At 35.2% G+C, this 15,683-nt stretch carries 12 protein-coding genes and 1 tRNA gene; 7 read left to right on the top strand and 6 right to left on the bottom strand.

Going from position 1 to position 15,683, the window contains the following annotated elements; translation table 11 throughout:
* Positions 1-161 precede the first annotated feature (161 nt).
* Positions 162-4,397: a hybrid sensor histidine kinase/response regulator transcription factor gene (locus IE155_RS09060; RefSeq protein ID WP_189377928.1), complete on the top strand. Its 4,236-nt coding sequence runs from the start codon at positions 162-164 to the stop codon at positions 4,395-4,397.
* Positions 4,398-4,515: 118 nt separating this feature from the next.
* On the opposite strand, the gene IE155_RS09055 is transcribed toward IE155_RS09060, so the two are convergent.
* Positions 4,516-4,592: transfer RNA gene (locus IE155_RS09055), tRNA-Arg, on the bottom strand.
* Between the two features lie 221 nt (positions 4,593-4,813).
* Here IE155_RS09055 and IE155_RS09050 point away from each other — a divergent pair.
* Genes IE155_RS09050 through IE155_RS09035 form a run of 4 tightly spaced genes read left to right on the top strand, consistent with a single transcriptional unit; the run spans position 4,814 to position 9,478 of the window.
* Positions 4,814-5,791: an efflux RND transporter periplasmic adaptor subunit gene (locus IE155_RS09050; RefSeq protein ID WP_189377927.1), complete on the top strand. Its 978-nt coding sequence runs from the start codon at positions 4,814-4,816 to the stop codon at positions 5,789-5,791.
* 10 nt (positions 5,792-5,801) lie between these two features.
* Positions 5,802-8,864: an efflux RND transporter permease subunit gene (locus IE155_RS09045; protein WP_189377926.1), complete on the top strand. Its 3,063-nt coding sequence runs from the start codon at positions 5,802-5,804 to the stop codon at positions 8,862-8,864.
* Between the two features lie 11 nt (positions 8,865-8,875).
* A complete protein-coding gene (locus IE155_RS09040) occupies positions 8,876-9,298 on the top strand; it encodes a CBS domain-containing protein (protein WP_189377925.1) in 423 nt (140 codons plus the stop codon).
* A 21-nt stretch (positions 9,299-9,319) separates the two neighbouring features.
* Positions 9,320-9,478, top strand: coding sequence for a YqaE/Pmp3 family membrane protein (locus IE155_RS09035; RefSeq protein ID WP_189377924.1), 159 nt, complete (start codon positions 9,320-9,322; stop codon positions 9,476-9,478).
* Between the two features lie 47 nt (positions 9,479-9,525).
* Here the strand turns inward: IE155_RS09035 and rep are convergent, their stop codons facing one another.
* A complete protein-coding gene (gene rep / locus IE155_RS09030; RefSeq protein ID WP_189377923.1) occupies positions 9,526-11,550 on the bottom strand; it encodes a DNA helicase Rep in 2,025 nt (674 codons plus the stop codon).
* Positions 11,551-11,671: 121 nt separating this feature from the next.
* Here rep and ubiK point away from each other — a divergent pair, with 121 nt between their 5' ends.
* On the top strand, positions 11,672-11,926 hold the full coding sequence (ubiK, locus tag IE155_RS09025; RefSeq protein ID WP_189377922.1) for a ubiquinone biosynthesis accessory factor UbiK: 255 nt from the start codon (positions 11,672-11,674) through the stop codon (positions 11,924-11,926).
* Positions 11,927-11,985: 59 nt separating this feature from the next.
* A complete protein-coding gene (locus tag IE155_RS09020) occupies positions 11,986-12,624 on the top strand; it encodes a hypothetical protein (RefSeq protein ID WP_189377921.1) in 639 nt (212 codons plus the stop codon).
* A gap of 64 nt (positions 12,625-12,688) precedes the next feature.
* Here IE155_RS09020 and IE155_RS09015 read toward each other — a convergent pair whose 3' ends face one another.
* The 4 genes from IE155_RS09015 to IE155_RS17955 form a co-directional block, all read right to left on the bottom strand.
* On the bottom strand, positions 12,689-12,883 hold the full coding sequence (locus tag IE155_RS09015) for a DUF4177 domain-containing protein (protein WP_189377920.1): 195 nt from the start codon (positions 12,881-12,883) through the stop codon (positions 12,689-12,691).
* A gap of 23 nt (positions 12,884-12,906) precedes the next feature.
* Positions 12,907-13,113, bottom strand: a complete 207-nt coding sequence (locus tag IE155_RS09010; RefSeq protein ID WP_189377919.1) for a zinc ribbon domain-containing protein — start codon at positions 13,111-13,113, stop codon at positions 12,907-12,909.
* 57 nt (positions 13,114-13,170) lie between these two features.
* Positions 13,171-14,100: a prohibitin family protein gene (locus tag IE155_RS09005; RefSeq protein WP_189377918.1), complete on the bottom strand. Its 930-nt coding sequence runs from the start codon at positions 14,098-14,100 to the stop codon at positions 13,171-13,173.
* A gap of 84 nt (positions 14,101-14,184) precedes the next feature.
* Entirely contained in the window at positions 14,185-15,666 is a 1,482-nt protein-coding gene (locus IE155_RS17955) for a DUF418 domain-containing protein (protein ID WP_229817173.1), read from the bottom strand.
* Positions 15,667-15,683: the final 17 nt, after the last annotated feature.

Raw genomic sequence — 15,683 nt, 5'->3', positions numbered from 1 at the left:
AAGAGAATTATGTGCTTATCTGAATCGGTCATTCTTTTATCTGAAACGGTCTAATTAGGCTTTCATTGGCTAAAACAATTTGATTTAGGACTGGTTTTACGGGTACTGTCTGAAATACGACAAAAAGGAATTAATAATATTAATGTTAAAAGCTATTGATAATGCCATCTAAAATAATGAAAAATAATTACTTGCTAACCACTTATTTCGGGCTTTTATGTTACTTTTTCTTTAACTCGTTCTATTCTCTAGCTGTTTCTGTTGATCATCTTGGTAAAAAAAATGGATTAAGTAACTCAAATGTAAACACTATATTTCAAGATAGTGATGGAATTCTCTGGGTGGGAACAGAAACCAAGATAAATTGGTATTTAGGTGGTCAATTCAACGAGTTAGAAGTTAAATTAAATGATACTAAAGTAAAACCTTTAAATGTTGCCCGCATTTTTGAAGATAATGACAAAGGGATCTGGTTTTTTAATGTTGTGAATGGAATATTCCGGCTAGACAAGCAGAAATGGATATTTTCAAAAATTTCGATAAAAGATGAGAAAAATAATTTAACAGAGTTAACGGGAAATCAGATTTTTGTCGATAAAAAAGGCACTATATGGTTAACAACTAATTCTGGTGTCTTTACTTATGATACCACTCGCCAAGAACTTACTCCCATTCCTCTTTCCAGACAAAAATCTGATGAAGTGCTCATGTTCAATCAAATTACTTATTTTTCAGATGATCAAATAGCGCTGGTCACAAGCCAAGGAATTTATCTTTGGCACGCCGAACAACGACAATTTATTACCTTAGAGTCGGATATGTTAAAGCAAAAAGAAATACTCAAAATTAGTGTTTCAAAAAATACAAGCTGGGTACTTACAGCTAAGTCAATGTACAAAATTAATAATAAAACATATGAAACTGAGGAAATTTTTACTATCAGTACGAACCCGAAGAGGTTATTCGATATGTTTATTGAAAAAGACCTTAGTTATTGGGTAACAGCTAAGAATGGTATCTACCATATGTCCTCTGATAACAACTTGATACGTTATTTTCAACCTAAAGAATTCTCTGGTTATGATAAAAATCATGCTGAAGGTATACAAAAAATAGATGGTAGACTATTGATTGCAGTAACTGGGTCATTAGTTACCTACGACTACGATAACGATAAAATGGAACTTCTTGGAAGTAATATCAAGCTTCAAAATGGTGGTGCTGGACTAATAGATAAACTTATTAGTGATACTTCGGGAAATTTATGGGCGATAACCCAAAAAGGTATTGCTAGAATTAGCTTTAATAGACCTACATTTAATGTCTACCAATTTGATCCTAAATCTGCTTTTGGGCCTAAAAGTCAATTAACTAGGGCCATTTTATATGATTCTCAATCTCAGCTTTGGCTAGGGAGTCAAGACAAAGGTATTAGCCGTTTTAACAGTAAAACTAAAGTATGGGATTATTTTACTTATAATAAAGATATTAGTGATTCAATATCCAATATTCATACTAGAGCTTTGCTAGAAGATAAGCAGGGAAATATTTGGGCAGGAACTGAGGGAGGGGGGCTTAATTTATTCAATAAGGATAAACAAAACTGGCAACACTTTAAACAAGGAAAAATGCTAGATCATATTTTCAGTTTACAAGAAGGAAATGATGATAACTTATGGATTGGTCATGGAAGAGGTATTGCATCTTTCTCTAAAAAAACACGAAAATTCACCAATTATTCTCCTGTTGATAAAAATGATACTTCGCCAATGGTCAGGGCATTAAGTTTAGATAATAAAAACAATCTATGGGTAGGTACTCATTTTATTAAAAGTAAAGAATTAGAAAAATACACATATGCGCGCGGGTTATACAAATTTAATACAATTAGCCACAGGTGGAAAAATTACCATCATATACCCAACAATCCGGATAGTCTGTCAAATGATTTAATATTTGCCGTTAATGTTGATAGTCAACAAGACGTTTGGGTTGGAACATGGGGCGGTGGTATTAATTTGTTAAAAAATGATGGTGAAAGTTTCCAACACTATACAACGAATGATGGCCTATCAAGCAATGTTATTTATGCTATTTTTGAAGATAAATTGGGGCGTCTTTGGATTAGTTCAGCCGGCGGGCTTGATCGTATGATCCCCTGCCACCGAAAATCGGCGGCAATTAACTATCAATGTAAACCTATAATTAAGAATTATGATTTTTCTGCGCCCTTATCGGATATAGAGTTTGATTCAGAAAGTGCGTTTCAAGCCGAGGACGGCACCATATATTTTGGAGGGCTCAATGGCGTGATAAGCTTCAATCCAAACAAACCTATGGAATCTAACTCACACCGCCCTCAGAATACATTTTTTAGTCAATTGAAGATAAAAGGAGAATTTGTTACCCCTGATTTACACCATGGTTTGAATCAGTGGATAGGCTACGCTGATAAATTAACACTTAATTATGATGAAAACCCCTTTTCACTTTCTGTGGCAAATAATGAATTTACTCAGCCAGAAAAAAATCAATATCGCTATAGAGTGGATAACGGCTATTGGTCCAGTATTAATCCTAAGTACAAGGATTTAACATTTAGGAAGTTAGGTTTTGGTAAATATAAAATTGAAATTGATTCAAGTAATAACGAGGGTATTTGGTCCAATAACCCTAAAGCGTTGACATTAACTATTACACCGCCATTTTATTACTCTTGGGTTGCCCTCTTTTTGTATGTCTTTATTATTATTGCAGGTATTTTCCTTTTTATATTAGCGCGCCAAAACAAACATAAAAAACGCAAAAATCAACTCAAAAAAGAAGTTAATTTGAAGACAGTAGAAATTCTAAAAGGTAAAAATGAAGTTGAAGAGCTACTTAAAGAAAAACAGCACTTTATTGAAAATATATCTCATGAATTGAAAACACCATTAACACTAATTTTTAACTCGTTAGAGACCATATCCAATAGAGAGTTAACTGGTGAAATTAGTAAAAAAATTAACAATATAAAGCATAATGGCCAGCGCTTATTTCATCTTTTTGAGCAGTTACTATCGCTCACTAATAATGAAAAAACAACAACCAAAAAGTCAATTATATTGTTGGCAAATACTTGTCAACAAGTCATTAATAATTTATCAGGCGTCGCATCAGAAAGACAACAGACAATTATACTTGATTGCAAAACCAATGCAGAACTAATTATTGAAGATCAAGCATTAGAGACAATTCTTAATAACCTTATTTCAAACGCAATAAAATATGCAGATAATTCAAGTATAATCAAGGTGATTTGTACGGTAGAAAACCTTAATTGTGTTATTAAAGTCACTAATGTTGGAAGTAATATTCCAGCAAAAGATTGTGAATCAATTTTTAAAAAATTTTACCGATTAGAGCAGCACCAGAAAATTGAAGGCCAAGGCATTGGCTTATCACTAAGTAGAGAGTTGGTTGAATCTCATCAGGGCACGTTAACATTAGATAACAGCCAACCTAACCTGATTCAGTTTATTGTTTCACTGCCAATTGATTTAATTTTTAATCTTGATCAAGCATTAGTTGAAGATGATGCTGGTGAGAACGCTAAAACAGATTACATACTAAATTCGAGTGGTAAAAAACTGCTTATTGTTGAAGATAATCTTGAAATTAATCAATTCCTTACTCAGTTATTAGCTCCAAACTATAAAGTATTGAGTTTATACAATGGCCAAGAAGCCGTTGAACAAATTGAAGCCTTTCAACCAGATATTATTTTATCAGATGTAATGATGCCATTAATGGGAGGATTTGAGTTATGTGAATTTATAAGATGCAGCGATAAGTCTTATAGTAAAATCCCAATCATTTTGCTTACCGCGAAAAGTGATATATCAAGTCAAAAGAAAGGCTTACAGGTAGGGGCTACAGATTATGTAAACAAGCCTTTTAGCGGAGAAATATTAAAGTTAAAAATAGCAAATTTATTAGATTCTTTAACAGACAAAAGAAATAAAATCACGGCATCAGCTGCCAAATATTTACAAGTAAATCAATTAAATGATGATATTCAAAATAGCTTTATTCAACGCACGAAAGTTTTTTTAAAAATACATTTTCCAGATCCCGAGTTTAATGTAAAAAAACTTTCAGAATTATTAGCGATGGATGAAAGAACTTTAAGAAGAAAATCAGAACTTTATTTATCACAAAAGCCCAAAGATGTTATCCGAGAGTATAGATTACAATGTGCTTTTGAGATGTTAAAGTCAGGTGATAGTATTTCGAATATAGCGATATCTTGCGGCTTTACAACTTTGCCACATTTTTCAAAATGTTTTAAAGATAAGTATGAAACAACGCCTAAACAAGCACAAGGGAAACTACTTATCTCAGGTGATTGCGAATAAGCATCAATTTGAGTAGCTTATGGTAGCATGAGTAATAAGGGCTTATTTTTTAAGATTTAATTAAATTATTATAATCAATATTCTAAGTTTTAAGTATTCAAGGATATTTAAAATAAAATGGCCCACCCTGCAGGAGTCGAACCTGCGACCTTACCCTCCGGAGGGGTACGCTCTATCCAGCTGAGCTAAGGGTGGAAGATGTTAAGCGCGGCAATATTATAGTTTTCATTGATAGTTGTCTAGCCATGCATCATGGCTTAGTGCGAGTTTTTCAAATGTAACTATAATTAAACATTAAACTGTTTGATAAACTGGCCGTTATAAACAGGGAAAAAGGTGTACTTTTTTTGATAATCAGCCTAAAGTAACCTTTACTGTTGATAATTATTAGTTATTGAAGAGCAAAGTAATTTTCCATGATGCGTGTATTTTTTGTTTTATTTTTAAGTTTTATTTCATTGTCGATCATGGCGCAAAGCTATGAGTCACAAAAGATCACTGCGACTCCATTTCAGCAAGCGATTAGCAAAACAGGTAAATTAGACTTTAAACGAACGCTCGACTTATCATTTAAAGCAACAGGATACTTAAAAATACTAAATGTCGATGAAGGTGAATACTTTGAAGCTGGCGATATTCTTGCGGCATTAGAAACAACCGAACTAACAGCAGATAAAAATGCTAAATATGCTTCATTATTAAATGCTAAACGTAATGTAGGCCGGATATCTGAACTCATCGCTCAGGATTTAAGTTCAGCTCAAGCACTTGATTTAGCTCAAACTGAGGTTGAAACGACTAGAGCAGCGTACCGTAGCGCATTTTATAATTTAGAAAAGGCGCAAATAATGGCTCCTTTTTCAGGACAAGTGCTTAAACGGTATACAGAAGTGGGGAAATTAGAATCCCCGTCGCAGATAGCGCTTTCTATTGCGTCATTAGAAAATAATTGGATAATCAAGGTCGCACTTACTGAAGCTGAAATAGCCTTGGTTACATTAAAGCAGCCGGTAAATGTTCGTTTGAATAATGCAGGTAACGTTAATGGGGTTATTTCTAAAATTCCTGCAAGTGCCGATGCCGAAACTCAATTATTTAATATTGAAATACTTTTACCTGACGTTACTAAAGAGTACCGTTTAATTGCAGGCCAACTAGCTCAAATTACGATTAATACTACAGTAGATGACTATGTTTTTGCTGTACCAATTGATGCTTTAGTTGAAATAGATGAGCAAGGCAATGCAATATTAATGACGTTGAATGACACCACTTTGCCTATTTCACAAGCTTTTCCTATATATAAACTCGATAATCAATATATATATTTAAGCGCTGATAGTCGCCTAAGTGAAATGACTGTGATCACTCACGGTTGGCATAATTTTAAGTAGTGAAGTGCGCATGAAACTCCCTCGAATAGCCATAAACAACGCACAATTTACTTTCATTATTGCAATACTGTTGGTGCTAGTTGGGATAGTTTCTTATTTTCATATGCCTCGTTCAGAGGATCCCCAATTTGACCTTCCTATTACGCTAATTGAAGTCGTATATCCGGGTGCCTCTCCTAGTGATATTGAGTCGTTAGTGGTTAATCCAATTGAACAAGAAGTTTCTACGATTGAAAATATTTTAAAAGTTGAATCTCAAATTAAAAATGGTGGTACTCGTATTACCATTGAGTTTATTTATGGTGTTGACCCTGAAGAGGCTTTTAATAAAGTAAAACAAGCCGTTTCTTCTATTCAGTCAAGTTTACCTGATGGCATTCAGCAACTATCCGTTTTTAAAGCAACACCTATTAGCGTTGCTATTATGCAGATAGCGTTGTGGAGTGAACCTCATGATTACAAGTCGATGGAGTTTCATAGCAAACAGCTTGAAAAACGCCTAGAAGCCTTGTCAGGCGTTAAAGAAGCTGAAATTTGGGGCTATCCTCAACAGATTGTGGCGGTAGATGTTAATTTAGATTTATTGAAGCATTATAAACTGTCAATTACTGATATTAGTAATACTCTTAAAGGCCGCGCGCTAAATGTAACCCCTGGCTTTGTTGATGCAGGGAATCGTCGTTTTAATGTTACCAGCAGTGGTAGTTTTGAGCACGTAAACGAAATATCGGAAACTGTGATTCGTTCAGACCAGCAGGCTATTTTACGCTTAAAGGATGTTGCTCATGTTCATTTAACGGATCGTGAACCTACGTATTTAGCTTATTATCAACATAAACCCGTTATATTTATTACTGTACAGCAAAGTAAGGGAACCAATATTTTTGAACTGACCAAAAGTATTGAAGCTGAAATATCTCGGTTCCAACAATCGCTTCCGAGTGAAATAAAATTAGAAACACTGTTTAAGCAAGCTGATAGTGTTGAAGTAAGAGTTGATGGTTTTTTTGATAACCTTTGGCAAGGGCTGATTATTGTTGGCTTAATGTCTCTGCTTTTTCTTGGTTTTCGTGAAGCTGCAGTGGTAGTTGCTGCTATTCCATTGTCTTTTTTAATCGCAATCGGCTGGTTAGATTTCGCAGGCTTTGGCTTACAGCAAATGTCTATTGTTGGCTTAATTATAGCGCTTGGTTTGTTAGTGGATAATGCCATTGTGGTAACTGAAAGTATTCATCGAGAGAAAGCTAAAGATGAAAGTCTGGTGTTAGCCTCAGCCAAAGGAACCAGTAAGGTAGGTTGGGCGATCACCTCTGGCACTGTTACTACGATGTTTGCTTTCTTACCTATGTTATTGATGGCGAGTAATACGGGTGATTTTTTACGCTCTATGCCAGTAACTGTCGTTTTAGTCTTATTGGCGTCATTATTGATTGCGTTAACAGTTACTCCTCTCTTGGCGAGTAAATTATTTAAGAAGAAAGACGGAAAAATAAAAGCATTACAGCACTATCTTAATATTTTTGCAGAAGGTATTTATGCTCGATTTTTAGCTGTAATAATTCGTTTTAAAATACTACTTATTATTATATTTATTATTGGGCTTGTTGGTATGGTTTCATTATTCCCACAGGTCGGCGTAAGCCTATTTCCAAAAGCGGAAAAGCCTATGCTATTAATTGATGTGGAAGCACCAGTAAATTCATCACTCAATTACACTGAGCAAGTGATGCAAGAAATTGCACAAGACTTATCTACTAAAGCCTTGGTTAAAAATATTGCGTTAAATATTGGCAATGCTAATCCACGTATTTACTATAATGAAATGCCTAAGCGTGGCGTTCCTCAATATGGACAGATATTGGTATTATTGACTGAATATGAGTCAAATAAAGTAAATGAATTAGTTAATCAACTTCGAGCACAATATAAAAACTGGAGTAAGGCTGACGTTTCAATTAAAGAATTTACGCAAGGACCTGTCACTGATCAGCCCGTTACTTTTCGTTTAATGAGTGAATCGCTAGCAGACCTACACAAAGTAGCAGCAGATTTAACAGAAAAAATGAAAAGCACTGCTGGCATTATCAATATTAATAATCCTATCGGCATGCCTAATACTGAAGTTAATGTCGCTATTGATTACGAGAAAGCAGGTTTATACTCTATTGATATAAATAAACTTGATAACACCATTAAAACCACTTTATCAGGTGAAAATGTGGGCTTTTATAATGATCTTAACGGTGAAAGTTATCCGGTTGTTTTGCGTAGAAATCAATTTGATATTGAAAGCTTAAATGATATTTATATTGAGAATAATCACGGTAAAAGCATACCATTAAGCCAAGTTACCGAAATAAAATTACAGCAGGGGCAAACTGATTTTTTCCATTATCAAAAGCTGAGAATGGCTAAGGTCTCAGCTGATGTTGAACAAGGCTATTCGATTAATGAATTAACCTTAAATTTAGTCGAATATTTATCTGAATATAAACTCCCCCAAGGTATGTACTTTATGTTGGGTGGTGAGGAAGAATCTCGTCAAGCGTCATTTTCAGGCCTATTTCAAATATTAATGATTACAGCGGTGGGTATTTTTGCGGTGTTAGTATTGCAATTTAAATCAATTTTACAGCCTTTAATTATTTTTACTTCTATACCTTTTGCAATGGCCGGCTCGGTTATAGGTTTATATTTAACAGGCCTTTCGTTTTCAATCATGGCCTTTATAGGACTTATCAGTTTATTTGGAATAGTGGTCAATAACGCTATTATTTTGATAGATACTGCGAATACAAATTTGAAACAGACACAAGAAAAACAACAAGCGATTGTTAACGCTGCTTCAACACGTTTTACCCCTATATTACTGACAACATTAACAACTATTGGTGGTTTATTACCGTTAACATTATACGGCGGCGCAATGTGGCAATCTTTAGGTGTGGTGATTATTTCAGGCTTATGTGTTTCAGCAATTGCGAGCTTTTTATTGGTACCTGTTTTAACATTAGTTTTTACTAAAAATAAAAAGGTTATAAATACAACAGGCACTAAACTTGATGTTAAGTGATAGGTGATTTTATGCAAGTTTCAGAAATAATGAGTAAATCGGTTGTTAGTGTATCAATGGACGATACATTAAAAGTGGTCAAAGATATTTTTGAAAAAGCGAGTTTTCATCATCTTCTTGTTGTTGAATCGAATAAGTTATGCGGTGTTATTTCTGATAGAGATCTCCTTAAAGCGATTAGTCATAACTTAGGTACAGCGTCTGAAACAACAAAAGATATTGCTACTTTAAATAAAAGAGCTCATCAAATTATATCTCGTCAATTAATCACATTACCACCAACAGCAGGTGTTTATGATGCCATTTCACTGTTTAATAACCACAAAATTTCTTGTATACCTATTGTTAATGAGGCAGGAAAGCCTGTAGGTTTATTAAGTTGGCGAGATATTTTTAAAACCATTGAAAATCGAAAGAATAATAAAACTAATTAATACTTTTATGAAGGAGTTAACATGAATAAAATCGTACTAATAATATTAGCAATCTTATTGCCTCCAGTAGCTGTTTTCTTGAAAAGTGGCGTGGGTAAAGACTTAATTATTAATATCATATTGAGTTGTTTGTTTTTTATCCCAGGAGTTTTACATGCACTGTGGTTAATCACCAAATAGTGCATTATTACGCTATAAATTGTTGATGAGTAAAACAAACTGAGTGTTCATCCACTTGGTTTGTTTTTTAATAATTCGCGCAAGTTAGCAACGCCCATTTTTGCTGTCGCTTGTTTTTTTTCAACACTTTGCTTAGTTTGAGTTAATTCCCAGCTTAAATCGTCTTGCGGTAATTCATGTAAAAAACGACTGGCTTCGGTACGCGCAACTTCACCAAATTGACGGCGCTCTTTTGCGTAAGTAAAAATTAATTCTCTTTGCGCACGGGTAATACCCACATAAGCTAAACGACGTTCTTCTTCTACGTTGCCTTCGTCCATACTGGTTTGATGAGGCAATAAACCTTCTTCCATACCGATTAAGAATACATAAGGAAATTCTAACCCTTTAGATGCATGCAGCGTCATTAATTGTACTTGGTCGGCATTATCTTCATCTTCGCTACGTTCCATCATATCGCGTAATGTTAAACGTGTGACTACTTGGGGTAAGGTCATTGGTTCATCATCTTCAGACCCTTCTAACATTTGGGTTACCCAACTAAAAAGCTCTGTTACATTTTTCATACGCATTTCAGCAGCTTTTGCACTAGGAGACGTATCGTAAAGCCAATCTTCATAATTCATTTCACGCACCATGCCTCGTAAAACGGCTGCAGTATCTCCGCGTTCAGCATGGTCAGCCGTTTCTACTAACCAACGAGTAAAGTTTTGTACGTGTAACAACCCACGACCAGTTAAGGTTTGCTCAAGGCCTAATTCAAAGCTGGCAGCAAACATGCTGATTTGGCGCATATTTGCGTAACTGCCTAATTTTTCTAAAGTAGCGGGACCAATTTCTCTACGAGGTACATTGACTATACGTAGAAATGCATTGTCGTCATCAGGGTTAACTAAAACTCTCAAAAACGCCATCATGTCTTTAATTTCTGAACGAGAAAAAAATGAAGTACCACCACTTATTTTATAAGGAATGCGGTTTGTCATTAAGGCTTTTTCAAGTAAACGAGATTGATGGTTACCTCGATACAAAATAGCGTAGTTGCGAAATTGACTTTTGTTTAAAAAACGATGGCCAATCAATTCGCCAACGATGCGTTCAACTTCATGTTCTTCGTTCTTTGTTTGTACTACACGCAACTCAACACCATAGTTTAATTCACTAAAAAGTGCTTTATCGTATACATGGGGGTTATTGGCAATTAAGGTATTGGCACATTTTAAAATACGCCCGCTAGAGCGGTAATTTTGTTCTAGTTTGATTAATTTTAATTGTGGGTAATCTTGTCCAAGTAAGACTAAGTTTTGTGGCTTAGCCCCACGCCATGAATATATTGACTGATCGTCATCACCCACAACGGTTAATAAACCAGCTTCACCTGTGATTAATTTCACTAATTCGTACTGGCTCGCATTGGTATCTTGGTATTCATCAACCAACATATATTGAATTTTACTACGCCAACGCTGACGAACTTCTTCATAGTTTTTCAGTAATAAGGTAGGCACTAATATCAAATCATCAAAATCTAAAGCGTTGTAAGCTTTCATGTGCTTTTGATAACGCGCATAACATTCGGCAAAAAGTGCAGTATCAGCATCAATCGATTGTTTTAAAGCCTGATCAGGTAGTAATAAGTCATTTTTCCAATTAGAAATCATACTTTGCAATTTGCTCAGCAGATCTTTATCCCCATCAAATTCTTCTTGAGTGAGTTCTTTCAATAACGCTAAAGAATCTTGATCATCGAATAAGGTAAAACCAGGTTTATATCCTAAGGTTTTAATTTCTCGGCGAACGATATCTAAGCCCAGAGAATGGAATGTTGATACGGTAAGTCCGCGAGTTTGGTCTTTGCCTAGCATTTTAACAACACGTTCTTTCATCTCGCGTGATGCTTTATTAGTAAAGGTTACCGCGGCAATATTACGTGCTTTGTAGCCACACTTTTGAATAAGATAAGCAATTTTTTGACAAATAACACCAGTTTTACCGCTACCAGCGCCAGCTAATACCAAGCAAGGGCCAGTAACATATTTAACCGCTTCATTTTGTCTAGGATTAAGTTTCATTAAAATTGCACGCCAACAATACACTAACAATCAGGGGCGAAGATTTTACCTTGTTTTAACCATTGGCAAAACAGCTAAAAGCTTTACAATAGACATTAATTGAAAATGATGAGTCTTAAAGATGATTAACAGCAAAAAAATAGAAGATATCGCTAAACAAGTAACTGAAGCGATTCCACCAGGCTTGAAAAATTTAGCTAACGACTTTGAAGAAAAAACGAAAATCGTTATTCAGCGTAAACTGACTGAGTTAGATGTTATTTCACGTGAAGAGTTTGATGTCCAAACCCAAGTACTATTAAAAACCCGTGAAAAATTAGCAGCCTTAGAAGCTAAAGTTGCTGAACTAGAAGCAAAAATGAACGAAGTTGAGTAGATTGATTCTATTAACTGACTTAAACCGCATTTCATTTATAATTTACCTAGAGATAAAAAATGGATTTTGATCAAAGCCAATATAAGGCATGGAAGTTACCTAATTTATTGTTATTACACTGGGTAATTAACCCAGGTCTAGCATTTAATGAGATAATTTTAGGTCAACGTATTCCTAAACTGACGTTAATTGATAAAATAAGTGATGCGCCTTTAATGGAAAGGCAATATGTTCCATGTCCGCATTGCGCTACTATTCATAAAGGTACTTTATGGGCAAAAAAAGCAGCCTTTGGTAATTGGTTTGGTTATTTATGCCCGACTTGCGATAAAACAATTCCTTGCCTTTGGAATATTACTAGTTTAATTCTGCTCACCCTTACTTTTCCTGTATGGGGATGGTTTCGTTCTTCGTTAGAGACAAAATGGCGAAGTGCTAAAAAGCGTCAATACGCGAACAGTTCAGACGATGAACCAGTAACAGCTAAAAATACCGCTTGGCTGAAAATGGGCTTACTATATGGAGTAATAATGTTTTGTGGTATGTCCTTACCGCAAATACTTAAAAGTGAAGTATCACTAGTTTATATAGCGACTCAAATAGGTATTTGGTTAATTGCTGGCCTTGTATTCGGTGGTGCAATGAAATTATTCCTTGGACGAAAGAATAAGAATATTAAAAATAGTGAGAGAAATTAGGTTTTGTCTTTATTAGTTATCGATAACAGCTCTAGTGAGTACTAGAGCTGTTAACTGGGCCAAGCTACACTGCCTTTTTCATTATGCCAGCAAATTCAGAACCGCCTTCAAGTTCGCGAAAATCTACATTCACTAACTCCCAGCCGTCTTTACCTAACTCGTTTAAATAAGCTTCTACATCTTCACGTTTTCTGCCTTTAAACAAACCTGCAGCTTCAACATCGCGAGTATCAATGATTTTATACTTAAACTTTGTCATTTATATATCCATCCCTTTGCCTTTTAGTGGGTAAATAAATCAAATACATTGCCTAACGTACTTGTTTTGCCACGATAAAATTCAGTGTATGTACAATTGCTGCAAATAACGGCAGTAAATTTACGATTTTGCATATCAAAGATTTTAGACCAACCACTACCTGTCGTTGCAATGGTGTCTGTATCATATTCTTGGCAATCACATTTTGGGCATTTCCAACGCTTAGTCATCGTCATTCCTCTTTTTTGGTAAAGGTACCTAATAAAGTGCTTTTACAGCTAGCTCCTTTATTTTTCTTTCATATTCCATAAAATATCTTGCCCATTTCCCATGACTGTTGACGGTAACTTACCATCCCATTGCTGTGCTTTTACATAGTCTACTAATAAGCTACTATTTTTGAGCGATTCAGCTTTCTTCATCATAGACTCAGCTTCAGCTAGACCTTTTAATTTAATCGCTTCAGCTTCGGCTCTAGCTTCGGTAGTAATGGCATAAGCAGAACCATCTGCTCGTGCTTTTTCAGCGTCACGTTTTGCTTCTGCAGTATTTACTTCGCGTTGCGCTTCTAATTTTTGACGTTCTAAGCGATGCATTTCAGCAGCAGCTAGGTTTTTTTCTGTTTGTTTGGTTTCAATACTTTGTAAATACTTAGGAGGTAAAACTAAGTTTTCAATCTGCACACTATCTAATTTTACGGGAAAATTAACCATTTCTGATAATAAGGTTTCTTCAATTTTTTGAATAACTTGTCCACGATTTTGAATAATCTGCTCTGCTTTAAAACGTGCCAAGGCATCTTTAGTTGCGGAACGTAATCGTGGATCTAAAATACGATTTTCAAATTGATCTAAACCACCATAATTTTTATATAACTCAAAAGCTTCAGGGCGAATTACTGTCCAGTTGACTGATACTTCAGCGGTAACCGGCATTTGCTCATAAGTAGAAGCCTTTAGCATTTCTGAATTTTTTCTGGTACGAATTTCTAATTCTTCTACTGTATCTGCAAATGGTACTTTGGTATGTAAACCAGGATTCACCTGTGTAGTGGCCTCACCAAAACGTTTCACAATACCGACATGGCCTTCATCAATAGTATAAAACACTTTCCAAGCACCCACTACTGCTACTGCGACGACAACGACTTTCCAGAGATGTTTAGTTGCATTTTTGGGATTTACTTTAACTGTTGAGTTACTTAAACCATTATTCATTATTATTACTCCTTCGGCTTAATTTAGGCGACAAGACATAATATGTCACGGCGGGACATATTATGTCAACTTATTTGGATTTTATTAAATATGCATGGGTTGGAATTTTTTGTAAGTTATTGATCTCCATAGCCACTCCATTGGACCGAAGCGGTAATGATTAAGCCACCATGTTGATAACAGTATTTGAAAAATAATAATAGCAAGCACAATCAATACTTGAGGACCACGCGATATTTCCCCATATTGCCCACCAGCATACCCATAAAAAATAGAGGTCAAAATTATTGAATGCATTAAATAATTGGTTAAGGCCATTTTTCCCATAGGAGCAAATTTCGCCAAACGAGCATGCCATTTTGTATTATTTAACAAGCAAATTACAAGACCCAAATAGCCAGCTGTAAGTACATATTGGCCAACAAAAAATATCATTTCTCCCACAGAAGCTATGACAGTTGAAATCTGAGCAGCGGGTTGTTGTAGTAATAATAATCCAGCAGCATTAAGGAAAATACCTAAAGATAAACCTATGCGCATCATCATCTTATACATAGGTATATATTGCTGATAATTAATAATGCGTTTACTAGCAACAAACCAAAAGCCTAAAATGAAGATAGGAATTAACATCATAAAAGCGAATAAAGGTGAAAATGGTAGCATGAAGGCTAAAAATTCAAGGCGGTATTCGGTAGCTTTCCAGTAACTCCCCTCGGTAAAAGCTTTAGTTTCTGCCAATTCTTTTTCTTGAATGTCTCTTTCGGCAGTTACGAGTTCTTTTATACTCTCTTCTTTGGGGTCTTCACTTTCGTCAGCTTCACCTGTTGACTGATTAGCTACTTCTTCATTTTCTAATTGACTGGAATCTTTGTGTAATTTATCCGTTTTGATTAATTCGAGTGGTTCCGCCGATATTTCAAGACGTTGTGCAACTATGGCAGAAATTTCTTGTTCTTCTGACCAATTAGCAAGTGTTTTTTCATGGTCGATAAAAATACCGGCACCAATACCTGCAATTGTAGAGAAAAAGATTGGGAGAAATAACCAAATAAGGGAGAGTTTTAAATAAGAGTGAGTATTATCATATTGTTGGAAGCGAGGCTTTTGCAACAAATAGACCCATGCTAATAATATTAATCCTGCTAGGGCGTAATCATGCAAAATATCGCCACCCCAGAGAAAAACCATATGAGCAATGCCAAGTATCCATAACGCTAACATTCTGCGAGTAAACCAAGCGCCAAAAGGTCGACCAACTTCTTTAGCCCTTATTAACATAACAGCAAAGCCCATGCCGAATAGCAAGGCGAAAAGTTTATAAAATTTACCTTCAACAAAACAACGAATTAACCAACCGACCGCATGATCTGTACCAGATAATGAATTATCGAAGCCAATTAAATTGACCATAGGACGGTTAAACCATTCGATATTCATCAATAATATACCGATTAATGCTATGCCTCGAAGAATGTCGAGTGCATCAATTCTTTTGGATTCGTCAATAGGCGCTAACTTAGTTAAAGCGTTCGTTAATTCAGATCCTCCTTGAGCATTTTCCATTATTTATTTCCTTGTTT

The organism is Thalassotalea profundi (assembly GCF_014653195.1).
In the GTDB taxonomy this organism is placed as follows: Bacteria; Pseudomonadota; Gammaproteobacteria; order Enterobacterales; family Alteromonadaceae; genus Thalassotalea_B; species Thalassotalea_B profundi.
The sequence above is the reverse complement of the archived record's forward strand: the minus strand, read 5'-3'. Positions and strand labels throughout refer to the sequence as shown.